Raw genomic sequence first — 20,966 nt, 5'->3', positions numbered from 1 at the left:
GCCGCCGCCCGGCGGCTCGGGCGGCTGCAGCCCGGCGACCGCCCGGCACCGGCCCTGGCGCCGAAGGGACCCGACCTCGACCGCTGGGAGCGGCTCGGGAGGCTCGACCTCGTGGCGGGGGAGGCGGAAGTCGAGGAACGGGTGGCGCAGGCCCTCACGCGCAGTGGGGTGTCGGCCCTGGTCGGGTGGGTGCCGGCCGACCGCATACCCGCCCTGGCTCACCGCGTAGGGAGGTGCGGGGGAGCGGTCGTGCCACTGGCTCGGCCGCGCGGCCTGCAGCCGCCGACCCTGCTCGGCGAGACCGGTGCCTCCCGCGACTTCGCCCCTCTCGTCGAGACGTATGCCACCGTGCCCTACGCCGACGTGAACCCCTCGCTGCTGGCGGGCCTCGCCTACGTCGTGATGTTCGGGATGATGTTCGCCGACGCCGGCCACGGGCTCCTGCTGCTCATCGCGGCGCTCGTCCTGCGCTGGCGGCCCCGGCCGTGGATGCGGGCGGGGCGCCGGGTCTGGCTCTTCCTGGCCGGCGCAGGCTTGTGCAGCATCGTCTTCGGCGCCCTCTACGGCGAGGTCTTCGGACCCACCGGCGTCCTGCCGACCCTGTGGCTGGACCCGGTCGCCAGCCCGGTCGAGCTGCTGGCCGCGAGCGTCGGGGTGGGTGGCGTCCTGCTCGCGGGCGCGTACGCGCTGGGCACGGTCAACCGCTATCGGGAAGGCGGGTGGCGACGCGCCGCCTACGCCCCGTCCGGGCTCGCCGGCTCGACCCTGTTCCTCGCGATGGTGGCCGCCGTGGCCGGCGCCTACCTCGGGTACGGCGCCCTGGTGGCCGCGGCGGTGGTGCTCGCGGTGGCCGGGCTCACGACCGCGTACGTGGGGCTGCTGGCGCGTTCAGGGGGCGGCGCCGGCGGGGCGGCGGAGGCAGCGGTGGAGCTGTTCGACCTCGTCGTGCGGCTGGGCTCCAACCTCGTCAGCTTCGCCCGGCTCGCGGCGTTCGGGCTGACGCACGCGGCGCTGGGGGCCGTGGTGTGGGACGGCACCACCGGGCTCTGGTCGGGCGGTGGCCTCGCCGTCATCGGTGCGGTGGTGCTCTTCGTGGTCGGCAACGCGGTGACCTTTGCGCTCGAGGGTCTCGTCGCGGCCATCCAGGCCCTGCGGCTGGAGTACTACGAGCTGTTCTCCCGCGTCTTCGACAGTGAGGGCGTCCCGTTCCGACCCTGGCACGTGCCGATCACCACCGACCCCGTCGACCCCGTCGAGCCGGCCACGAGCGAGCCCTCCGGCGGGCCCTCCACCGAGCTCTCGACCGAGCCCCTCACCCAGGAGGTCCCATGTTGACCTGGCTCATCGCCCTGCCGGCCGTCGCCGTCGTCAGCGCGTCGACGCACCTGCTCCTGCGCCGCGGCGGCCGACGGCTGCGGTGGGTCGCGGCAGCCAACGGCGTCCTGCTCGTGGGCGCGCTGGTGCTCGTCGAGCTCGCGACCCGCGCCGGCCCCTCGGCAGCGGCACAGCACCCCGGCACCGCCACGGCGACGGTGACCGCCGCGACGACGGCGGCCTCCGCAGGGACGGCCAACGGGTCGGCACTTCTGGGTGCGGCCATCGCGGTGGCGGGCTCCTCGATCGGTGCGGCCATCGCCGTCGCCTACACGGGTTCGGCGGCCCTCGCGGCGATCAGCGAACGGCCCGAGCTGTTCGGGCGGGCGATGGTCATCGTGGGGCTGGCCGAGGGCATCGCCATCTACGGGCTCATCGTCTCCGTCATCCTCATCGGCCGGGCATGACCACCCCGGCGACCGGGCGCGACGCCCGCGACGTGGCCGCCCTGGGCGAGGAGACGGCCCTCGGCGCCCTGCGCCTGGTGGGCGTGGCGGTCCACGCGGCCGAGACACCCGACCAGGCGCGAGAGGGCTGGGCCCGCCTGCAGGGCAGCGGGCTGGTGGTGCTCACCTCCTTGGCATCGGCGGCGTTGGGTGACGCGCGACTGGCGCCGGGTGCGCCCCTCACCGTGGTGGTGCCGCCATGACCGCGGTGACCCGCTCGCGCCCTGCTCCAGACCCGGCCCTCGACCCGGCGGCGTCCGCGCTCGAGCCCCTCGTGGGTGCGCTCCTGCGTCGCGCGACGCACGAGGCCGCGGAGCTGGTGTGGACGGCCGAGCACGAGGGCACGACGTCGGTGGCCGAGGTGCGTCGCAGGATCGACGCCACGGTCCTTGCCGCCGCCGAGCAGGGGCGCGCCGAGGGTGCCGACTTGGTGGCGGCCGACCTCGCCGCGGCGCGACGCCGGGGACGCACCACGCTCCTGCAGGCACAGGCGGCCCTGCACGCGCAGGTGCGCGAGGCGGCAGGTCAGGCCGTCCGGGACCTGCTCGACCGGCCGGGCAACCGGGACCGGCTCGAGGCCGTCCTGCGGGACGCGCTCGGAGGGCCGGCGCAGGTGCGGGTCACGGCAGACGGTGGTCTGCAGGCCGTGGCCGCGGACGGCCGGGTGCTCGACGCCTCGGTCGACGTCCTCGCCCGCCGGGCCGTCGACGGGCTGGACCTGGAGGCGCTGTGGACGACCTCCTGAGCACCGGCGCGAGGGTGTCGCGGGTCAGTGGTCCGCTGGTCGAGGTCGACGGGCTCTCGGAGGTGGCCATGTCCGAGCTCGTCGCCCTCGGCGGCCTCGGGGTGCCGGGCGAGGTCGTCGCGCTGCGCGGCTCGGTGGCCACCGTCCAGGCCTACGAGTACACCGGCGGCCTCGCGGTGGGTGAGCCCGCGCGCGCCCTGGGCCGGCCGCTGTCGGCGCGGCTGGGGCCGCACCTCCTCGGTGGCGTCTTCGACGGCCTGCTGCGCCCGCTGCTCGGCGCCTCCACCTGGCTGACGGCCGATGCGGGCAGGCCCGCGGCCGGCACCGCCCGGGTTCAGTGGGAGCCGGGGGTGGCGGTGGGTGCGCAGGTCTCTGCCGGCACGCGGCTGGGGACCCTGCCCGGTACCGGTGCCCTGGAGCAGGGCGTCCTCGTGCCGCCGGGCCTGACGGGCACCGTGGACTGGGTCGCGCCGGCCGGCGTGCGGGCGGCTGCCGAGCCGCTCGTGACCGTCGGTGGTGAAGCCGTGCGGGCGGTCGAGGACTGGCCCGTGCGCCGGCCGCGGCCGGTCCGCGCGAGGTTCGGGGCGTCCGAGCCGCTGCTCACCGGCCAGCGGGTGCTCGACGCGGTGTTCCCGGTGGCCCGCGGCGGCACCGTGGCGGTGCCCGGCGGGTTCGGGACGGGGAAGACGATGCTGCTGCAGCAGATCGCGAAGTGGTGCACCGCCGAGGTCATCGTCTACGTCGGCTGCGGCGAGCGCGGCAACGAGATGGCCGACGTGCTGGCCGAGCTCCGCGAGCTCACCGACCCCGCGACCGGCCGGCGGCTGGCCGAGCGCACCGTCATCATCGCCAACACCTCCAACATGCCCATGATGGCGCGCGAAGCAAGCATCTACAGCGGGGTCACCGTCGCCGAGTACTTCCGCGACATGGGGTACGAGGTCGTGGTCATCGCCGACTCGACGTCGCGGTGGGCCGAGGCGCTGCGCGAGTTCGCGTCCCGCTCCGGTGCCCTCCCCGCCGAGGAGGGGTACCCGGCCGAGCTCCCGTCGGCGCTCGCGGCCTTCTACGAGCGGGCCGGTCGGGTGGAGACCCTCGGTGGGGACGCGGCGTCGGTCACGATCATCGGCGCGGTCTCCCCGGCCGGTGGAGACCTCACCGAGCCCGTGACCGCCCACACCGAGCGGTTCGTCCGGGCGGTGTGGGGCCTGGACCGCGACCTCGCGTACGCGCGCCACTACCCGGCGGTCGCCTGGTCCGGCAGCTTCTCGCGCGAGGCGGAGGCGGTGGGCGCCTGGTACACCCGCCACGGCGACCCGGAGTGGGCGGTGCGGCGCGGGCGGGTGGTCGGGCTCCTCGCCGAGGCTGACCGGCTCGGCGCGCTGGCCGCCCTCGTCGGCGTCAACGCCCTGCCGGGCGCCGAGCGCGTCGCGCTGCTGGCCGGCCGCCTCCTGCGTGAGGGGGTCCTGCAGCAGAGCGCGCTGTCGCCGCACGACATCCACTGCTCGGCAGCCAAGACGGCCGCCCTGGTCGACCTGGTGCTCGCGGTCGTCGACGAGTGCCAGGACCTGGTGGCGCAGGGGGTGACTGCGTCCGAGGTGGAGGAGGTCGACTTCTCCCCGGTGCTGCGGGCGGCGCAGGAGTGCCCCCCGGACGAGAGCGGTCCGGTCGTGGAGCGCCAGCAGGTCATGCTCGAGCGCCTGGGGATGCTGCGGTGAGCCCGCGCCCCCGCGGCCCGGCCCTGCTCCGCGTCGAGCACCACGGCGTCGTGGCGGTGCACGGCCCGCTGCTGGTCCTCTCGGCGGTGCAGGGCACCGGGTGGGACGAGTTCGCGCAGGTCCGGGTGCGCACCGACGGGACGCAGCGCGGTGACCGCCACGGGGTCGTGCTCGAGGTCGACCGGGACGTCGCCGTCGTGCAGGTCCTCGAGGGCACCGACGGGCTGGTGCCCGAGACGACGGGCGTGGTGTTCACCGGGAGCCCGCTGCGGGTGCCTGTCGGCCCGGGCTGGCTGGGCCGGGTGTGCAACGGCCGCGGCGAGCCCGTCGACGGCGGCCCGCCCATCACCGGCACCAGCACCGCCGCGGTCGCCGGGGCCCCGCTCAACCCCACCCGCCGGGTCTCACCGGCCGAGCCCGTCCTCACCGGCATCTCCGTCATCGACGCCCTCACCACGCTGGTCCGCGGCCAGAAGCTCCCGGTCTTCTCCGCCGCCGGCCTGCCCCACCTGGAGCTCGCCGCGCAGATCGCCGCCCAGTCCACCGCCGGCGACGACCCCTTCTCGGTGGTGTTCGCCGGCATGGGGCTGACCCACGCCGACGCCGACGCGGTGCGCGACGTGCTCGAGGAGCGCCTCGACGCCGGCGAGCTGGTGCTCATGCTCAACACCGCCGACGACCCGGTGATCGAGCGCATCCTGACGCCCCGCATCGCCCTGACCGTGGCCGAGCACCTGGCGTTCGAGCTAGGCCGGCACGTCCTCGTCGTGCTGGCCGACATGACCAGCTACGCCGAGGCGCTGCGCGAGGTGTCCTCCGCGCGCGGCGAGCTGCCGGGCCGGCGCGCCTACCCCGGCTACCTCTACAGCGACCTCGCCAGCCTCTACGAACGCTGCGGGCGCATCGAGGGGACACCCGGCTCGGTGACGGTCGTGCCGGTCCTGACCATGCCCGCGGGCGACATCACCCACCCCGTGCCCGACCTCACCGGGTACATCACCGAGGGGCAGGTGGTCCTCAGCCGCGAGGCCCACTCGCGCGGCGTCTACCCTCCCGTCGACCCGCTGGGGTCGTTGTCGCGGCTGATGCGCAACGGCGCCGGGGCGGGGCACACCCGCGAGGGACACGTGGAGGTCGCGGCGCAGCTGCTCGCCGCCCTGGCCCGGGCGCGCGACGTGGCCGAGCTGGCGGAGCTCGTCGGCACCGAGGGCCTGAGCGCCACCGACCGGCTCTACCTCCAGCTCGAGGACCACCTCGAGCGCGACCTCGTGCACCAGGCCCGGACCGAGCGGCGCACCCTCGACGAGACCCTGCGGCGGTGCTGGCAGGTCGTCGGCACGCTTCCGCGCCGCGAGCTGGCCATGCTGCCATCGGACCTGCTCGACCGCTACGGGGTGGGGCCGTGACCACGGGCCACCGTTCGGTCCCACCCGGGCGGGCGGGGCGCGTCTGGCTGCGGCGTCGGCTGCAGACCGCGCGGCGCGGCCGTGAGCAGATGGACCGCCGGCTGCGCATCCTGCTGCCGGAGCGGCGGCAGCTGGTGGCGGTGCTGGACCAGCAGCGCCACGACTGGTCGGGGGCGTGCGAGGACGCCGCGACCTGGCTGCGCCGGGCGGCCCTGCTCGGCGGGGAGGACGCGCTCGAGCTGGCGCGCAGTGCCCAGCAGGTGCGTGTCACCGTCGCGTGGGCGAGCTCGATGGGCGTGACGTACCCCGTCGAGGCGAGCCTGACCCGCGCCGGCCCGCAGCTCGAGCGCCTGTGGTCCAACGCCGCCCTCGCGCCCGCGACCACCGCGGCCTGGCGGATGGTGGAGGCCGGGGCCGCGCTCGCCGTCACCGAGGAGGCGGTGCGCCGCCTCGATGCCGAGATCACCCTCACCCGGCGCCGGCTGCGCGTGCTGGACCAGCGGTGGTTGCCCGAGCTCACCGGGGCCCTGCGCGACCTCGAGCTGGTGCTGGAGCAGGGCGAGCTCGAGGACGGCATCCGGCTGCGGCACGGCGGGGCGGCAGGTGGCGAGGGAGGTCGGCCCCGGGGCGGCCGGCCCTAGGGAGCGTGCCTTTGGTCCCTGCTGGCCTCTCGGGCGCCGGTGCATCGTGGGCTCATGGCGGACACCTCGACCCGCACCGACCGCGAGATCCGGCACGTCCCGCTGCTCGAACCGCTCGTCGGCGACTACGAGGAACGCTGTCGCACGTTCAGCTGGGAGCAGGCTCGGGGCCTGCTCGCCGGGCTGCCCGGAGGCGGCCTCAACATGGCCCACGAGGCGGTGGACCGGCACGCCACCGGACCGCTGCGGGACGTGGTCGCCCTGCGGTTCCTCGACCGCGGGCAGCTGGTCACCGAGCTGACCTACGCCGAGCTCCGGCGGGCGAGCGACGCCGTGGCCGTGGGCCTGCAGGCGCTCGGGGTGGACCCGGGCGACCGCGTGTGCACGTTGTTGCAGCGCTCGCCCGAGCTGTACCTGACCGTCCTCGGCACGCTCAAGGCCGGCGCCGTCTACTGCCCGCTCTTCCCGGCCTTCGGCCCGGAGCCGGTGTTCGAGCGGCTGTCCCTGGGGAAGGTCCGGGTCCTGGTCACGGACCGGATCTCGTACGAGCGCAAGGTCGCCCAGTTCCGCGACCGCCTCCCGCACCTGGAGACGGTGCTCCTCGTCGACGGCGCCGCGGCGCCGGCCGACGACGACGCGGACGCTGCATCCGGCGCGCGCCCCGAGGACACCGGCTCGTGGGCGGCGATGGTGGAGTCGGCCACCGCGGCGCTGGACCGCGACGGCTTCAGGATCGCCCAGACCCGTCCGGACCAGGCGGCCCTGCTGCACTTCACCAGCGGCACCACGGGGAAGCCGAAGGCGGCGGTGCACGTCCACGAGGCCGTGGTGGCGCACCACGTGACCGCGATGTACGCCCTGGACCTGCGGCCGGGGGACGTCTACTGGTGCACCGCCGACCCCGGGTGGGTGACGGGCACGTCGTACGGCATCATCGGGCCGCTGTGCCGCGGGGTCACGGTGGTCACGGACTCGGCCGACTTCGACGCCCGGCGCTGGTACCGCACCCTGCAGGACGAGCGGGTCACCGTCTTCTACACGGCGCCGACCGCGCTGCGGATGCTCATGCGGGTCGGGTCCCAGATGGCCCACGAGTACACCTTCCCGGCACTGCGGCACGTGGTCAGCGTCGGTGAGCCGCTCAACCCCGAGGCCGTCGTGTGGGGCGTGGAGGCGTTCGGGCTGCCGGTGCACGACACGTGGTGGCAGACCGAGACCGGCGCGATCATGGTGAGCAACTACCCCGGCATGGCGATCCGCCCCGGGTCCATGGGGCGGCCGGTGCCGGGCATCACCGCAGTCGTCCTCGAGCGCGGGCCGGACGGCCGGGCCGCGGTGGTCGACGGGCACGTTCGAGTCCTCACCGAGCCCGACGCGGTGGGGGAGCTGGCGCTGCGACCGGGGTGGCCCTCGATGTTCCGGGCCTACCTCGACGACCCCGACCGCTACGGCGCCTGCTTCGCCGACGGCTGGTACCTCAGCGGCGACCTGGCCCGCTTCGACGCCGACGGCTATGGCTGGTTCGTCGGGCGGGCGGACGACGTCATCAAGTCCGCCGGCCACCTCATCGGCCCCTTCGAGGTGGAGAGCGCCCTGATGGAGCACCCCGCCGTCGCGGAGGTCGGCGTGATCGGCAAGCCCGACCCGCTCGCCGGCGAGATCGTCAAGGCCTTCGTCACGCTCCGGGCGGGGTACGAGGCGACGCCGGCGCTGCAGCGCGAGCTCATCACGTTCGGGCGGCACCGGCTCGGGTCCGTGGCCCCGCGGGAGATCGCCTTCGACCCGGCACTGCCTCACACCCGCAGCGGCAAGGTGATGCGGCGGCTGCTCAAGGCCCGCGAGCTCGGGCTGCCCGAGGGCGACCTCTCGACGGTGGAAGGACAGCCATGACCGCGACCGAGCAGAGGAGCGGGACCGCGACCGAGCGTGCGGCCGCGGACACCACCGAGCAGGCGACCGGGACGAGCGGCGCGGACACGCCCGCCGGCCTGCTGCGGGCGATGCTGCGCATCCGGCGGTTCGAGGAGAAGTGCGCAGAGCTCTACAGCGCCACCAAGATCCGCGGCTTCCTCCATCTGTGCATCGGCGAGGAGGCAGTCGCCGTCGGGGTCGTGGGCGCGCTGGCAGCCGAGGACGCGGTCGTGTCGACCTACCGCGAGCACGGGCACGCCCTGGCGCGTGGGGTGCCGATGACGGCGATCATGGCGGAGATGTTCGGGAGGTCCACCGGCTGCAGCGGCGGACGCGGCGGCTCGATGCACCTGTTCGACGCCGGCCGCCGGTTCTACGGGGGCAACGCGATCGTGGCGGGGGGCCTGCCGGTCGCGGTCGGCCTGGCGCTGGCCGACCACCTGACCGGCAGCCCTGCCGTGACGGCGTGCCTGTTCGGCGACGGGGCGTTCGCCGAGGGGGAGTGGCACGAGAGCGCGAACCTGGCTGCCCTGTGGCACCTCCCCGTGCTGTTCTGCTGCGAGAACAACCGCTACGCCATGGGGACGTCGCTGGCCCGCGAGCACGCGCAGACCGACCTCGCCGCGCGCGCCGCGTCGTACGGCATGGTCTCGTGGGCGGTCGACGGCATGGACGTCACCCAGGTGCGGGAGGCGACGACCAAGGCCCTCGCCTACGTCCGTGACAGCGGGCAGCCGTGCTTCCTGGAGCTGCGGACCTACCGCTTCCGCGCCCACTCGATGTACGACCCCGACCGCTACCGCGACCCGGCCGAGATCGAGCAGTGGAAGCGGTCCGACCCGATCCCTGCGCTGACCGAGCAGCTCGTGCAGCGGGGTCAGGTGACCACCGCCGACGTCGAGCAGTGGGAGCGGGAGATCGGCCAGGAGATCGCCGCGGCGGTCGCTGCCGCCGACGCGGCGCCTCTCGAGCCCGTCGAGGACCTCACGCGCCACCTCACCAGCACCGGGCCCGGCGAGGGGAGCGCGTCATGAGCCCGCGGACGGCCACCGCGACCCACCGCCGCGGCCGCAAGGCATCGGCCCCACCTGCGCCGACGGCCACGGCCACCACGTACCGCGAGGCCCTGAGGGAGGCGCACCGCGAGGCGATGCGTCGCGACCCGCGCGTGTTCCTCATGGGCGAGGACGTCGGCCGCTACGGCGGGGCATTCGCGGTGAGCCTCGGGCTGCTCGAGGAGTTCGGCGAGGACCGGGTGCGCGACACGCCCCTGTCCGAGGCCGCGTTCACCGGGGCGGGGATCGGCGCCGCGATGCGGGGCATGCGTCCGGTCGTCGAGATCATGACGGTCAACTTCAGCCTGCTGGCGCTCGACCAGGTCCTCAACAACGCAGCCACGCTGCGCCACATGTCCGGAGGGCAGCTGTCGGTGCCGCTGGTCATCCGCATGACGACCGGCGCCGGCCGGCAGCTCGCTGCTCAGCACTCCCACAGCCTCGAGGGCTGGTACGCGCACATCCCCGGCCTTCGCGTGCTCGCCCCCGCGACCCTCGAGGACGCCCGCGGCATGCTGTGGCCCGCGCTGCAGGACCCCGACCCCGTCGTCATCTTCGAGCACGGCTCCCTCTACAACCTCTCCGGCCACCTCCCGGCGGACCCCGGACCCGTGGACATCGAGCGTGCAGCCGTACGGCGCAGCGGCACCGACGTCACGCTCGTCGCCTTCGGCGGCACCCTCGGCAAGGCGCTGACGGCTGCGGAGTCCCTTGCAGCACAAGGGATCAGCGCCGAGGTCGTCGACCTGCGGGTGCTCCGGCCGCTGGACGACGCGACCATCATGGAGTCCGTCGCCCGCACCCACCGGCTCGTCGTCGTCGACGAGGCCTGGCGCACCGGCAGCCTCGCCGGCGAGGTCAGCGCCCGCGTGGCCGAGCAGGCGTTCTTCGAGCTCGACGCACCCGTCGAACGGGTGGGCGCGGTCGAGGTCCCGGTGCCCTACGCCCAGCACCTGGAGGAGGCGACCCTGCCCCAGGTGCCCGGGATCGTGGCGGCGGCACGACGGGCGGTGGGTGAGGATGGCTGAGTTCCGCATGCCCTCGCTCGGCGCCGACATGGACGAGGGCATCCTGCTCGAGTGGCTCGTCAAGGCCGGTGACGCCGTCCACCGCGGCGACATCGTGGCCGTGGTCGAGACGCCCAAGTCCGCGGTCGAGGTGGAGACCTTCGACGACGGCACGGTGCAGCAGCTGCTCGTCGAGGAGGGCCAGACGGTCCCGGTGGGGGCCCCGCTCGCGGTAATCGCGGACGGTCACGGCGCCGCGCCCGTCGAGGCCGTGCCTGCTGTGGCCGCAACGCCGCCCGTCGTCGCCGTGCCCGCCGTCCACCCTCCCTCCCCGGTCCTGCGCCACCGTGCCAGGGAGCTCGGCGTCGACCTGGACCAGCTCACCGGCACGGGCCCCGACGGAGCGGTCACCCGCCAGGACGTCGAGCACGCGGTCGCCGTACACGCGGTGGACCGGCACCCGCTCGACCGGCACGTGGGACGTCCCCGGGGCCGTGGCCGGGTACCTGCGGCGGCACCCACCGGGCGAGCCGGCAGGCTTCGCGTCTCCCCGCTGGCGCGCCGGCTGGCTGCGGAGCAGGGGGTCGACCTCGCCACGCTCGCGGGATCGGGGCCAGGGGAGAGCATCCGCGCCGCCGACGTCAGGGACGCGGCCGCCGCCGGCCGGGACGGTCGCCCGGTCGAACCGCCCGCCACAACCCCGCCCCGCGCGGAACACGCTGCGCCGCAGGACATGCGGACCGCCATCGCGGCGCTGATGAGCCGGTCGAACCGCGAGGTCCCGCACTACTACCTCAGCACCACCATCGACCTCCACGCCGCCCTGCAGTGGATGCACGAGCGCAACCGCGAGCTGGAGGTCGCCGACCGCCTCGTCCCCGCAGCGCTGATGCTGGCGGCCACCGCGCGCGCCGCCCGTCAGGTGCCGCAGCTGAACGGGCACTGGGTCGACGGCGGCTTCGTGCCCGCCGCGCAGGTGCGACTCGGGTTCATCGTGTCGCTGCGCGGCGGGGGCCTGCTCGTGCCGGCCATCGCCGAGGCCGACTCGGTGTCGGTCCTGGAGACGATGGCCAGGGTCCGCGACCTGACCCGCCGGGCGCGCAGTGGACGGCTGCGCGCCTCCGAGCTGGCCGAGCCCAGCATCACGGTGTCCAACCTGGGGGAGCAGGGGGTCGAGAGCGTCCAGGGCGTGATCTACCCGCCGCAGGTGGCCCTCGTGGGGTTCGGGACCCCGGTCGAGCGCCCGTGGGCGGTCGACGGGCTCATCGGGGTGCGCCCGCTCGTCACGGCCACCTTGGCCGGCGACCACCGCGCGAGCGACGGGGCCACCGGGGCGAGGCTGCTCAGGGCCATCGACGCGTTGCTACAGAGACCGGAGGAGCTATGACCCCACAAGAGGCCCGCAGCATGCTCGAGACGACGCTGCGGGAGATCGTGCCCGACGCCTCGCTCGCGGAGCTGGGTGGCTCAGCGGACCTGCGCCAGGAGCTCGAGCTCGACTCCCTCGACTTCGTCGAGCTGGTCGACCGGCTCAGCAAGCGCGCAGGCTTCCGGATCGAGGACGACGACGCCGACGAGCTGCGGACCGCTGACTCGGCCACGTCGTTCCTCGTCCGCGGATCGGCCGGCCGCTCCTGAGCCACCCGGACGCCCGTCCTCGTCCCCGGGACCTTCGCCCCCTGTCCCGCGAACGGGGGCGTCCCACGCTGGGTGGATGACCGTCGCCACGCAGCCCCTGTCCGCGCTGTACAAGCCCCGCCGCGGCAGGGTGGAGCTCGTCGACGTGCCGGAGCTGTCCTACCTCGTGGTGCCGGGGCAGGGCGCCCCCGAGGGCTTCGACTTCGCAGCTGCCATCCAGGCGCTGTACGCGGTGAGCTGGGGCGCGCACTTCCTGTCGCGCAGGGCGTTCGGCGAGGCGCCTGCGGTGATGCCGCTGGAGGCGCTGTGGTGGGTGGAGGGTGAACGACAGCAGGGCATCGTGGAGGAGGTGGCCCGCGGCGGCGCGACGATGGCCGACACCGACCGCGGCGAGTGGCGTTGGGAGGCGATGATCGTGCAGGGCGACCCGATCGACGCCGTCGTCGTCGCCGAGGCCGTCGCCCAGGCACGCGGCAAGAACCTCACCGCGCTGGACCGGATCGAGCTCCGCACGTGGACGGAGGGCCGGTGTGCGCAGCTGCTGCACGTGGGTCCGTACGCCGAGGAGGCCCCGTCCCTGGCGCGGCTCCACACGGCGATCGCGGACGCCGGGCTGCGGCCGCGGGGGCGGCACCACGAGATCTACCTCGGCGACCCCAGGCGCGCTGCGCCGCAACGGCTCCGCACCATCCTGCGCCAGCCGGTCGAGCCGGCCTGAGCAACGCGGCTCCCTGAGCGACGCGGCTCCGAGTGCCTGACGCCCCTCAGGTCACGGCGAGGAGCGCGACGGCAACAGCCACGACAACGGCGAAACCGGCGATCGTCGGCACGCCCAGGCCCGGCAACGGTGCAGGTTCACGTCTGGCCACCACACCCGTACCCCGATGCCGGCCCCACCCCTTGGTGGTCGCCCGCGCCGCGAGCACCAGCACGATGCCGACGGCGAGCAGGGCGAGGGGGGCTGCGACGGTGTCCGGGAAGTAGCGCTGCATGACCCCCGGCACGACGCCGAGCGTCGCCAGCGAACCGACTGCGAGCAGGACCAGGCTGCGCAGGCGCACCCCCGCGAGGACCAGCAGCACCGCCGAGGCCACCGCGAGCACCGAGCCCCAGTCGTGCTCCATGGTGATCTCGGAGCCCACCGACAGCGTGATGCCACCCAGCAGGTCGGTGCCGTAGCGCGGCCGCAGGTGCCGGCCCCATCCCAGCATCAGCCACACCCCGCCGAGTCCCCAGATGGCAAGGCCGGACGCGTCCGAGCCGCCGTCGCCGAGGAAGGCAGCGGTCCCCGAGCCGAGGGCGACCGCGAGGCCGACCAGTACCGCGGCCTGCTGCGGCAGCCAGCGGTGGCGACGCCAGAGCTCGGCGGCCCCGAGGGTGGTCGCCGCCGACGTCACGAAGGCCACCTCCTCGCCCGCCAGGTGGAACGTCTGGTCCGCCAGCAGCCCCGTGAAGAGCCCGGTGCCCATGACGGCCAGCACCCACAGGACCGAGCGCAGCCGGCCGGTCGCAGGACGGTCGGCCGCGACGGGCACGAGGAAGCCCGCCACCACCAGGGCCGTCGTGGCCGTGAGGGTGACGGCGAGGCGGCCCACCCGTCCGAGGTCGTCGAAGTACAGGCCCCCGATGACCATGGCCGCGATGAGGATGAGGATGCCTCCGACGTAGCCGAGGGCCTCCGTCACGAGGCTGCCGGACGGCGTGGTGGGAACGGTCACCGGCAGGCCGGGGGCAGGTGTGGCCACCGCGGCCGCCGGGCCCGGCTCGGACACGGTCGGCCCGGTCGCGACCGCTGCGGCAGCGGTCTCGCCGTGCTCCTCGGCCAGGATGCGACGCCCCTGCTCGGGGGTGATGAGGCCGCGTTCGACCCAGCGCCGGACGTGGGCGTCGAGGCTGACGGCGCCGGTCGGCCCGGCGGTCGTCACCATGGCGGTGGCGGCCACGCCGCCGAGGGCGCGCGCCGCGAGTCACCGCCCAGCAGCCGCGAGGCGGCCCGGCGACGGCGCAGCTCCCGCACCAGGGCGCCCTGCTGGCGCCGGATCATCTCCGTGGTGTCGTCCAGGGCCGGGCCGGGGGCGGTCTCGGCGAGGACGTCGGGGGCGTCCGAGCCCAGTGTGGCAAGGGCCTCCTCGGTGGCCATGAGCCGCTGCAGCAGCTCACGCAGCGGGGCGCTGTCCAGGCCGTCGTCCTTCCGGGTGGCAAGGCGACGCGCCCGGAGTCGGGCGTCGGGCTGCGAGTGCTTCTTCATCCTGTCGTCCCGATCCTGCGGTCGCTCAGTGGATCTCCACGCGGGTGGCCTTGGACTCGGCCACCTTCGGCATCGACACTGCTGGTCGTCATGGTCGTTGACTCGATCCGGGCCTGTGCCCATCGTGACCCCTCGAGGTCCAGTCCATCCGGTGAGACGCCCGGGCGGGAGGGTCGTTGGTCCCGGGAGCACGGGTGCGGGCCACGGCACGGGCATCGCTGCGGGTGCGTGTAGTGGTGCGGTCCAGCCCGTTGACGAGGTCGAGCCACCGGTCCAGCCCGGTCAGGTCGCCGCGAGCCGACCGGTAGCCCACGTGTCCGTCGGGCCGGACCGCCACCACGCCGCAGCCCGGTGCGTCGTCGAGGCGGTGGAGGACCACGTGCTGCCCCGTGCGGGAGGGTGCGGAGGCGTCGCGGTCGAGCAGCACGTGGATGCCGGGCCGGGCGGTGAGCTCGTGCAGGCTCCGCGTCCGTCCGTCGACGAGGACCTCGCGGTCGGGAAGGCGGTCCCCGGGGCGTGGCCCGGCGGCGTACGGGGTGTCGTCGAGGGACAGGACGCTGTGCCGGTAGCGGACCCAGCGCTGGGACAGGACCGCGGCGACGGTGGCGGAGAGCCGGCGCCGCCCGAGCAGGTGGGGCAGCAGCGGCACGAGCCCGGTAGCGAAGTGGGCGCGGCCGAGCTCCGCCACCGGCGAGGTCGACGCCTCGGCGAAGAGCACGAGCCTGGTCAGCGCCACCACCTGCCGGGCGACGGGGCGGCGCTCGTCGCCGTAGGAGGCGAGTAGCGGCTCGGCCGCGTCGTGGCCGGCCGCCAGGGCGAGCTTCCACCCGAGGTTGAGGCCGTCGACCAGGCCGGTGTTCATGCCCTGCGCGGCTGCCGGGGAGCTGGTGTGGGCGGCGTCGCCCGCGAGGAAGACCGGCCCCTCGCGGAACGTCGACGCGACCCGGTGCTGCAACGGCACGACCGACGACCAGGCGCACCTCGTCACCACGGCCGGTAGTCCCGCGCCCGCCACCAGTCGATCCAGCTCGTCGTCCTCCACCCGCGTGGGCGGTTCGCCGCCGGCGCGTGCGGGGCGGGTGGCCAGGAGCCGCCAGGGCGCCCCGTTCTCACCGAGCGGGAAGAGGAAGGCGAGGCCGTGCCGCCCGACGGTGACGTGCAGGCGGTCCGAGGTGAGCGTGGTCGCCAGGTCGACGTCGGCCAGCACGACCTCCTCGGCGTGCCCTGCCCCGGCGAACTCGACGCGGGCGCCACGGCGGACGGTGCTCGTCGAGCCGTCACACCCCACGAGGAAGCGGCAGCGCGCCTGCTCGTCCGGGCCGTCACGGCGCAGGCGCACCTGCGCCCCGTCCTCGTCGGCGTGGTGGGTGACGAGCTCGGTACCGCGCTCGACGGCGACGCCGCGCCGCTCCAGCGCCTGCGCCAGCACGTCCTCGACGTCCGCCTGGCGCACCAGGGCAGGGTGGGGGAACGGGCTGTCCGGCAGCCCGAGGTCGGAGAGGCGCACGGAGAGGGTGCGGCGCCCGAGGTGCAGCTCGGCCCGCGGGTCGCCGTCCGTGCGGTCGAGCAGCGCCTCCGTGACGCCCAGTGGACGCAGGGCCTCCAGCGTCCGGGGGTGCACGACCATGGCGCGCGACGGCCGGAAGGCGCGTGGCCGGCGCTCGACCACCCGCACCGAGGCGCCGTGGTCGTGGGCCTGCAGTGCAGTGACCAGGCCTGTCGGCCCGGCCCCGACCACGAGGACGTCGACGTCGCTCAGGAGACCTCGGTGACCCGCCACCAGCCGTCCTCCTCCATGACCTCGTCGTCCGACAGACGCTGTGCAGCAGTCGGGTCCGGCCGCTCCGCCGCGGCGAACGCTTCGACCCTGCTGCTGCCGGGGACCACGCGGTGGTGGATCGACGCCCGGTGGCTGACGAGTGCGAGCACCCACCACAGGGCGCGCGCATACGCCTCGGCGAGGTCGGGGTCGTCCCAGTCGTACAGGCCCCGGTACACGCCCCGCTCGTCCGCCGCGAGCCACAGCTTGGAGACGAACCCGGGGAACCCCACGAACAGCGGGGTGTTGAGCAGGCTCTCGACCTCGAAGGCACGGTGGCCCATGCCCCTCACCCCGCGCAACCGGAACGACACCACGAGCACGCACCGTTGCGTGCGGGGTGGGTGGGCGACCACGGTCTCGCGGTAGACCCTTCCGGTGCTGCCGTCGCCGAAACGCAGGCGCAGCCCCACGTTCCCGCGCGGCAGGTGCACCTCCCGGCGAGCCAGCAGCACCGCGGTCCGGCCGGCGCACCGGGCCACGGCGACCGCGGCGACGCGCAGCGGCAGGGGAGCCGGGTCCGCGGGCCCGGACGGCGGGGCGTCACGGCCCGGTGACGCAGCAGGCACCAGCTGTCCGTCCACGACCGCGCCGTTCAGATGAACAGGAGCTGGGCGCCCTCGGTCTTCTCGATGAAGTCGCTGGCGCTGATGATGGCCTCCACCTCGTCGTACAGGTCGTCCTCGGTCAGGTGGTTCATGTCCGCCGACATGCGGCACGCCCACAGGTGCCCGCCGGAGGCCACGATCTGCTCGAGGAACTCCGGCACCTCGGGCACGTCGAGCTCCGCGATCGACTTCTTCAGCTTCGACGTCGCCATGTGGGTGATGCCGGGGATGCCGCCGAGGCCTTGCGGCATGTGGGTCGCAGGGTTGCCGAGGGGCGTGAACTTCAGGTCGTGCATCGTCTGCTTGTTGATGATGTCGAAGCCCCAGAAGGTGAAGAACATGTGGGTCTCCACGCCCTCGCCGAGCGCCGCGTTGGCCAGGATGAGCCCGGGGTAGGCCATGTCGAGGCTGCCCTTGGAGCAGATGATGGCGAGCTTGCGCCCCTGGCTCGACGGGGTGTCGAAGCTCGGCACGATGGCGGGTGCGGTGTCGGTGGTGGTCATCAGGACTCCTCCTGGGTTCGGGGAACGGGGCGGTGGGCCTAGACGCAGCCGTGGGGCTTGGGCAGGCCGGCGACGTAGGCGAGCTTCTTGGCGGGCTTCTGGGGGAAGAGCGTGAACAGCTCCTTGGTGGGTATGCCGCCGGCGACGGTGACGCGGCGCAGGGTCGGGGTCTCGCCGCGGGCGGCGAAGTCCTCGCGCAGGAAGCGGATCGCCTTCCAGTGCGCCTCGCCGAGCGAGATACCGATCTGGGCGGCGAGGGCGGTGGCGAGGTCCTCGTCCCACTCACCCGGGTCGGTGAGGAAGCCTTCCTGGTCGACGTGCACCGGACGGCTGTCGATGGTGGTGACGGGCATGGTCTCTCAGTCCTCTTCTCGTGACGGGGTGGGTGAGCCCTGGGTGGGGGAGCCCTCGGCGGGAACGACCTTGCCCGCCATGGACATCAGGGCCGGGAGGGGCAGAGGTCGACCGGGCAGCAGGACGTTCCAGTAGACCCAGCGGAACGCCAGCTTCCCCAGGTGGTTGGCGCGGGTCTCCTTGAGCAGGCTCAGCGGCCCGACCACGGGCAGCGGGTACCTGCCGGGCAGCGGCTGGGTGTCGTAGTTGAAGTCGATGAGCAGGCCCTTGCCGTCACCGGTCTCGACGAAGCAGTTGGCGTGCCCGTCGAAGGACCCCGTCATCGGCCGGCCGTGGACCAGCTGCAGGAAGTTGTCGACGAAGACCTCGACCGAGAAGTGCGCGACCGAACCGGCCTTGGAGGCGGGGATGTCGGAGGCGTCACCGATCGCGAAGACGTTGTCGTGGGCCGTGGACTGCAGCGTGTGCTTGTCGACGGGCACGTAGTTGAGCTCGTCGCCCAGGCCCGAGCGCGCGACGACCTCCGAGCCCATGTTGAGCGGGACCGTGACCAGCAGGTCGAAGGGCACCTCGCGCTCGTCGTAGGACACGAGGAGCTTCTGCTCGTCGTCGATGCGCTCGACCATGAAGTCCGGCTCGAGCAGGATCTTGCGCTCCTCGAGCATGGCGCCGAGCTGGTCGGAGGCGATGGGCTGGGTGAACGCCCCCGACAGGGGGGTGACGAACACGAGCTCCACCCGGTCTCGCAGCCCCCGGTCACGCAGCCAGGCGTCGGCGAGGAAGGTGAACTCCAATGGGGCGACGGGGCACTTGACCGGCATCTCGGTGACGTGGACGACGAGCCGCCCGTGGTCGAAGGAGCGCAGGGCCGTGGCCAGCGCCACCGCGCCGTCGTAGGAGTAGAAGTCGAAGATGCTGCGCCGCCACTGGCTGCCGAGCATGCCCGGGGTCTGGTCCGGGCGCGGCACGGTCCCGGTGGCGATGACGAGGTAGTCGTAGCCGAGGCTGCGCCCGTCGGTCAGGAGGACCTCGTTGGTGTCGGCGTCGACGCGTTCCACCTCTGCGAGGACCAGGTCGACGCCGTCCGCGATGAAGGTGTGCCGCTTCCGGGTGACCTGGTCCGGCGTGTAGGTCCCGAAGGGGAGGAACAGGTAGCCGGGCTGGTAGCGGTGGTCGTCGTCGCGGTCCACGACGGTGATCTCCCACTCGGACCGCGGCAGTGCGCGCCGCAACCGGTTCACCACCATCGTCCCCGCCGTGCCGCCTCCGAGCACCAGCAGCCGTCGCATGTCCACCACTCCTTCGTGTCGTCCTGCTCCCGACGCTATGAGCGCCCGGTCGCCGGCCACAGGGCACTACGTCCCGCCGGCTCCGGGTGAGGGACCATGGAGTCATGGGAGTCGATGTCGAGGTGGAGTGCACGATCGCGCGACCGCTCTCGGTGGTTGCCGACTTCGCGGGGGACCCCGGCAGGGCGCCCGAGTGGTATGCCAACATCCGGTCCGTCGAGTGGGAGACCCCGCCACCACTCACCCTCGGCTCCAGGATGTCCTTCGTCGCGCACTTCCTCGGTCGGCGTCTTGCCTACACCTACGAGGTGGTCGAGCTCGAGCCCGGTCGCAGGCTCGTCATGCGGACCGCCGACGGCCCGTTCCCGATGGAGACCACGTACTCCTGGGACGTGACGGGGGAGGGCCGGACCCGGATGACGCTGCGCAACCGGGGGGTGCCCTCGGGCTTCGCCCGTGTGGCCGCACCGGCGCTGGAGCGGGCGATGCGTCGTGCCACCACCAAGGACCTCGCCCGGTTGAAGGCCCTGCTCGAGTCGGCCGCCGGCGCGGGGAACGGCCGGTGACCAGGCTCGACCTGCTGCACCTGCGCCCGCACCAGGGGGCGCACCGGGTCGCCGCCCGGGCGGCGGTGTCGGTCTTCGTGCCACTCGCCGCGGTGACGCTGGCGGGTCGTCCGGAGTGGTCGGCGTACGCCGCGTTCGGTGCCTTCACCTCCCTCTACGGCCGCAACCACCGGCACCTGTCGCGAGCGACCATGCAGGCCACGGCGGGTGCCGCCCTCACGGTCGCGGCGGTGACGGGTGTGCTCGTGGGCTCCCTGCCGTCTCCGTCGTCGTGGGCCGTGCCGGTTGCGGGCCTGGTGGCCTTCGCCGGGTCGCACCTGGCCCGTGCCCAGGACTGGCACCCACCGGGGTGCCTGTTCCTCGTCTTCGCGTTCGGCGGGTGCTCGTCCGCGCCGCACGTCCTTCGTGACGTCGTGCCGGCACTGCTCGTGACCGCTGCCTCAGCGGTGTTCGCCCTCGTGGTGGGTGCCGTCGGGGGACTCTTCTCGGCCAGGAGCCGCCGCCCGAAACCGCCGCCCCTTCCCCTGGCGTGGAGCTGGTCGTGGCTGCCCGTGCGTGACGCCGTCGCGGTCGTGGTGGCGGGCGGTGCCGCGGTCGCGCTGGGCATCGGCCACCCGTACTGGGCCATGGTCTCGGCCGTGGCGCCGCTGGGGGTCCGCGGGGTGACGGGCCAGCTCGGACGGGCTGTGCACCGTGTCGTGGGCACGCTGCTCGGGCTGCTGCCGAGCGCGGCGCTGCTCGCCCTCGACCTGCGGGGCGTCGCGCTGGTGCTGCTCGTCGCGGTGCTGCAGTTCGTCACCGAGCTGCTGGTGGGTCGCAACTACGGGCTGGCGCTGCTGTTCATCACGCCGCTGGCCCTGCTCATGGGCCAGACCGCGCGCCACGTCCCGGCGGCCGGCCTCGTCCTCGACCGAGGGGTGGAGACGGTGGTGGGCAGCCTGGTCGGTGTCGTGGTCCTCGCCACCGTCCATGGCTACGGACGCCGGGCCGCTGCAGCCTCCCCGGGTGGGAGCGGTCAGCCGAACGTCAGGTAGCCGTTGTCCGACGCGCCGCCGACCGTCGCGGTGACCGTGACCTTCTGGCCCTTCTTCGGGTTCTTCACGACCAGCTCGGCCGAGCAGACGCCGCTGCTGTTGGTGGTGCACGGGTTCTGCCTCAGGCGGAAGTGCGCACTGGTGGCGTTGTCCGTCCACTTGACCGTCACCCCGGCGGCCGCGCTGCCGTCGGCCTTGCGGACCTTGGCGGTGTAGGTCTGCGTCCCGTCGGGCACGTAGTTGAGGCAGGAGTCGGGGGCGAGCTGTCGCTCCGGCTGCCTCTTCGGCACCGAGCAGGTGACCTCCACCCTGTAGCCCGTGGCGGCCCCGGCGGGGGCGGCGAGGACGACGGTACCGGTGGTGGCGGTCAGGGTGACGGCGAGCGCGGCAAGGGTGCGGATTGCGTGGGTTCGCATGGCCCCGAGGTTAGGAGCGCCGGCGCCGGCGCACTTCCGTCATCTGCATGAGCTTCCACGGGCGGTGACCTGCGGCGGTGGGGTCCTCTCGTGGGCAGGGCGGGTCCTGGCCGCATGGACGGGGCGGCCCGTGGGTAGGGAGCCGGTGACCCACGAGTGGCGCCGCCGGTGCCGCGGTCGACCGGAGG

At 74.2% G+C, this 20,966-nt stretch carries 23 protein-coding genes; 15 read left to right on the top strand and 8 right to left on the bottom strand.

Features of this window, described 5'->3' with window-relative positions:
• From AB4Z02_RS04895 to AB4Z02_RS04835, 13 genes are all read left to right on the top strand, one after another.
• Nucleotides 1-1,335: V-type ATPase 116kDa subunit family protein (locus tag AB4Z02_RS04895; protein ID WP_441969732.1), on the top strand; the 1,335-nt coding region annotated here is incomplete at its 5' end.
• A complete protein-coding gene (locus AB4Z02_RS04890; protein ID WP_056884964.1) occupies nucleotides 1,329-1,781 on the top strand; it encodes an ATP synthase subunit C in 453 nt (150 codons plus the stop codon). The genes AB4Z02_RS04895 and AB4Z02_RS04890, both read left to right, overlap by 7 nt.
• Nucleotides 1,778-2,023: a hypothetical protein gene (locus AB4Z02_RS04885; protein WP_056884965.1), complete on the top strand. Its 246-nt coding sequence runs from the start codon at nucleotides 1,778-1,780 to the stop codon at nucleotides 2,021-2,023. The genes AB4Z02_RS04890 and AB4Z02_RS04885 overlap by 4 nt, the downstream gene beginning before the upstream one ends.
• Nucleotides 2,020-2,565, top strand: a complete 546-nt coding sequence (locus tag AB4Z02_RS04880; RefSeq protein ID WP_056884966.1) for a hypothetical protein — start codon at nucleotides 2,020-2,022, stop codon at nucleotides 2,563-2,565. The genes AB4Z02_RS04885 and AB4Z02_RS04880 overlap by 4 nt, the downstream gene beginning before the upstream one ends.
• Complete coding sequence (locus tag AB4Z02_RS04875; RefSeq protein WP_441969729.1) at nucleotides 2,550-4,283, top strand: V-type ATP synthase subunit A; 1,734 nt, start codon at nucleotides 2,550-2,552, stop codon at nucleotides 4,281-4,283. The genes AB4Z02_RS04880 and AB4Z02_RS04875 overlap by 16 nt, the downstream gene beginning before the upstream one ends.
• The gene (locus tag AB4Z02_RS04870) at nucleotides 4,280-5,689 is read left to right on the top strand and encodes a V-type ATP synthase subunit B (RefSeq protein WP_441969727.1); all 1,410 of its coding nucleotides are present in this window, start codon (nucleotides 4,280-4,282) and stop codon (nucleotides 5,687-5,689) included. The genes AB4Z02_RS04875 and AB4Z02_RS04870 overlap by 4 nt, the downstream gene beginning before the upstream one ends.
• On the top strand, nucleotides 5,686-6,330 hold the full coding sequence (locus tag AB4Z02_RS04865) for a V-type ATP synthase subunit D (protein ID WP_441969725.1): 645 nt from the start codon (nucleotides 5,686-5,688) through the stop codon (nucleotides 6,328-6,330). Before AB4Z02_RS04870 ends, AB4Z02_RS04865 begins: the two co-directional genes overlap by 4 nt.
• A gap of 54 nt (nucleotides 6,331-6,384) precedes the next feature.
• On the top strand, nucleotides 6,385-8,220 hold the full coding sequence (gene acsA, locus AB4Z02_RS04860; RefSeq protein WP_441969723.1) for an acetate--CoA ligase: 1,836 nt from the start codon (nucleotides 6,385-6,387) through the stop codon (nucleotides 8,218-8,220).
• Nucleotides 8,217-9,275, top strand: coding sequence for a pyruvate dehydrogenase (acetyl-transferring) E1 component subunit alpha (gene pdhA, locus AB4Z02_RS04855; protein ID WP_200949320.1), 1,059 nt, complete (start codon nucleotides 8,217-8,219; stop codon nucleotides 9,273-9,275). Before acsA ends, pdhA begins: the two co-directional genes overlap by 4 nt.
• Nucleotides 9,272-10,324: an alpha-ketoacid dehydrogenase subunit beta gene (locus AB4Z02_RS04850; protein ID WP_441969721.1), complete on the top strand. Its 1,053-nt coding sequence runs from the start codon at nucleotides 9,272-9,274 to the stop codon at nucleotides 10,322-10,324. The genes pdhA and AB4Z02_RS04850 overlap by 4 nt, the downstream gene beginning before the upstream one ends.
• Nucleotides 10,317-11,690 carry a 2-oxo acid dehydrogenase subunit E2 gene (locus tag AB4Z02_RS04845; protein WP_441969719.1) on the top strand — a complete coding sequence of 458 codons (1,374 nt, stop codon included), beginning with the start codon at nucleotides 10,317-10,319 and terminating at the stop codon, nucleotides 11,688-11,690. Before AB4Z02_RS04850 ends, AB4Z02_RS04845 begins: the two co-directional genes overlap by 8 nt.
• 20 nt (nucleotides 11,691-11,710) lie before the next feature.
• Nucleotides 11,711-11,941: an acyl carrier protein gene (locus tag AB4Z02_RS04840; protein ID WP_056884970.1), complete on the top strand. Its 231-nt coding sequence runs from the start codon at nucleotides 11,711-11,713 to the stop codon at nucleotides 11,939-11,941.
• Between the two features lie 76 nt (nucleotides 11,942-12,017).
• A complete protein-coding gene (locus AB4Z02_RS04835; protein ID WP_441969716.1) occupies nucleotides 12,018-12,659 on the top strand; it encodes a GyrI-like domain-containing protein in 642 nt (213 codons plus the stop codon).
• A 46-nt stretch (nucleotides 12,660-12,705) separates the two neighbouring features.
• On the opposite strand, the gene AB4Z02_RS04830 is transcribed toward AB4Z02_RS04835, so the two are convergent.
• The 7 genes from AB4Z02_RS04830 to sqr all read right to left on the bottom strand — a co-directional run bounded on the left by AB4Z02_RS04830 (nucleotide 12,706) and on the right by sqr (nucleotide 18,762).
• Nucleotides 12,706-13,884, bottom strand: coding sequence for a DUF2157 domain-containing protein (locus AB4Z02_RS04830; protein ID WP_441969714.1), 1,179 nt, complete (start codon nucleotides 13,882-13,884; stop codon nucleotides 12,706-12,708).
• Nucleotides 13,863-14,189: a hypothetical protein gene (locus AB4Z02_RS04825; protein ID WP_441969712.1), complete on the bottom strand. Its 327-nt coding sequence runs from the start codon at nucleotides 14,187-14,189 to the stop codon at nucleotides 13,863-13,865. Before AB4Z02_RS04825 ends, AB4Z02_RS04830 begins: the two co-directional genes overlap by 22 nt.
• A gap of 88 nt (nucleotides 14,190-14,277) precedes the next feature.
• Nucleotides 14,278-15,969 carry an FAD-dependent monooxygenase gene (locus AB4Z02_RS04820; protein WP_441969710.1) on the bottom strand — a complete coding sequence of 564 codons (1,692 nt, stop codon included), beginning with the start codon at nucleotides 15,967-15,969 and terminating at the stop codon, nucleotides 14,278-14,280.
• Complete coding sequence (locus AB4Z02_RS04815; RefSeq protein ID WP_441969708.1) at nucleotides 15,945-16,592, bottom strand: hypothetical protein; 648 nt, start codon at nucleotides 16,590-16,592, stop codon at nucleotides 15,945-15,947. The genes AB4Z02_RS04820 and AB4Z02_RS04815 overlap by 25 nt, the downstream gene beginning before the upstream one ends.
• 11 nt (nucleotides 16,593-16,603) lie before the next feature.
• Complete coding sequence (locus AB4Z02_RS04810; RefSeq protein ID WP_441969706.1) at nucleotides 16,604-17,119, bottom strand: DsrE/DsrF/DrsH-like family protein; 516 nt, start codon at nucleotides 17,117-17,119, stop codon at nucleotides 16,604-16,606.
• Between the two features lie 38 nt (nucleotides 17,120-17,157).
• On the bottom strand, nucleotides 17,158-17,472 hold the full coding sequence (locus AB4Z02_RS04805) for a TusE/DsrC/DsvC family sulfur relay protein (RefSeq protein ID WP_056884975.1): 315 nt from the start codon (nucleotides 17,470-17,472) through the stop codon (nucleotides 17,158-17,160).
• Nucleotides 17,473-17,478: 6 nt separating this feature from the next.
• Nucleotides 17,479-18,762, bottom strand: coding sequence for a type III sulfide quinone reductase, selenoprotein subtype (gene sqr / locus AB4Z02_RS04800; protein WP_441969703.1), 1,284 nt, complete (start codon nucleotides 18,760-18,762; stop codon nucleotides 17,479-17,481).
• A 104-nt stretch (nucleotides 18,763-18,866) separates the two neighbouring features.
• On the opposite strand from sqr, the gene AB4Z02_RS04795 reads away from it, so the two are divergent.
• Both AB4Z02_RS04795 and AB4Z02_RS04790 read left to right on the top strand, forming a co-directional pair.
• Nucleotides 18,867-19,328, top strand: a complete 462-nt coding sequence (locus tag AB4Z02_RS04795) for an SRPBCC family protein (protein ID WP_056884976.1) — start codon at nucleotides 18,867-18,869, stop codon at nucleotides 19,326-19,328.
• Nucleotides 19,325-20,362: an FUSC family protein gene (locus AB4Z02_RS04790; RefSeq protein WP_082590956.1), complete on the top strand. Its 1,038-nt coding sequence runs from the start codon at nucleotides 19,325-19,327 to the stop codon at nucleotides 20,360-20,362. The genes AB4Z02_RS04795 and AB4Z02_RS04790 overlap by 4 nt, the downstream gene beginning before the upstream one ends.
• Here the strand turns inward: AB4Z02_RS04790 and AB4Z02_RS04785 are convergent.
• Nucleotides 20,344-20,778, bottom strand: coding sequence for an Ig-like domain-containing protein (locus AB4Z02_RS04785; RefSeq protein ID WP_056884977.1), 435 nt, complete (start codon nucleotides 20,776-20,778; stop codon nucleotides 20,344-20,346). The genes AB4Z02_RS04790 and AB4Z02_RS04785 overlap by 19 nt on opposite strands.
• Nucleotides 20,779-20,966: the final 188 nt, after the last annotated feature.

The sequence above is a fragment of the Pedococcus sp. 2YAF34 genome (assembly GCF_052114585.1).
GTDB lineage: Bacteria > Actinomycetota > Actinomycetes > Actinomycetales > Dermatophilaceae > Pedococcus.
Note: the sequence above shows the minus strand (reverse complement) of the source record. Positions and strands in the feature narration are given on the sequence as shown.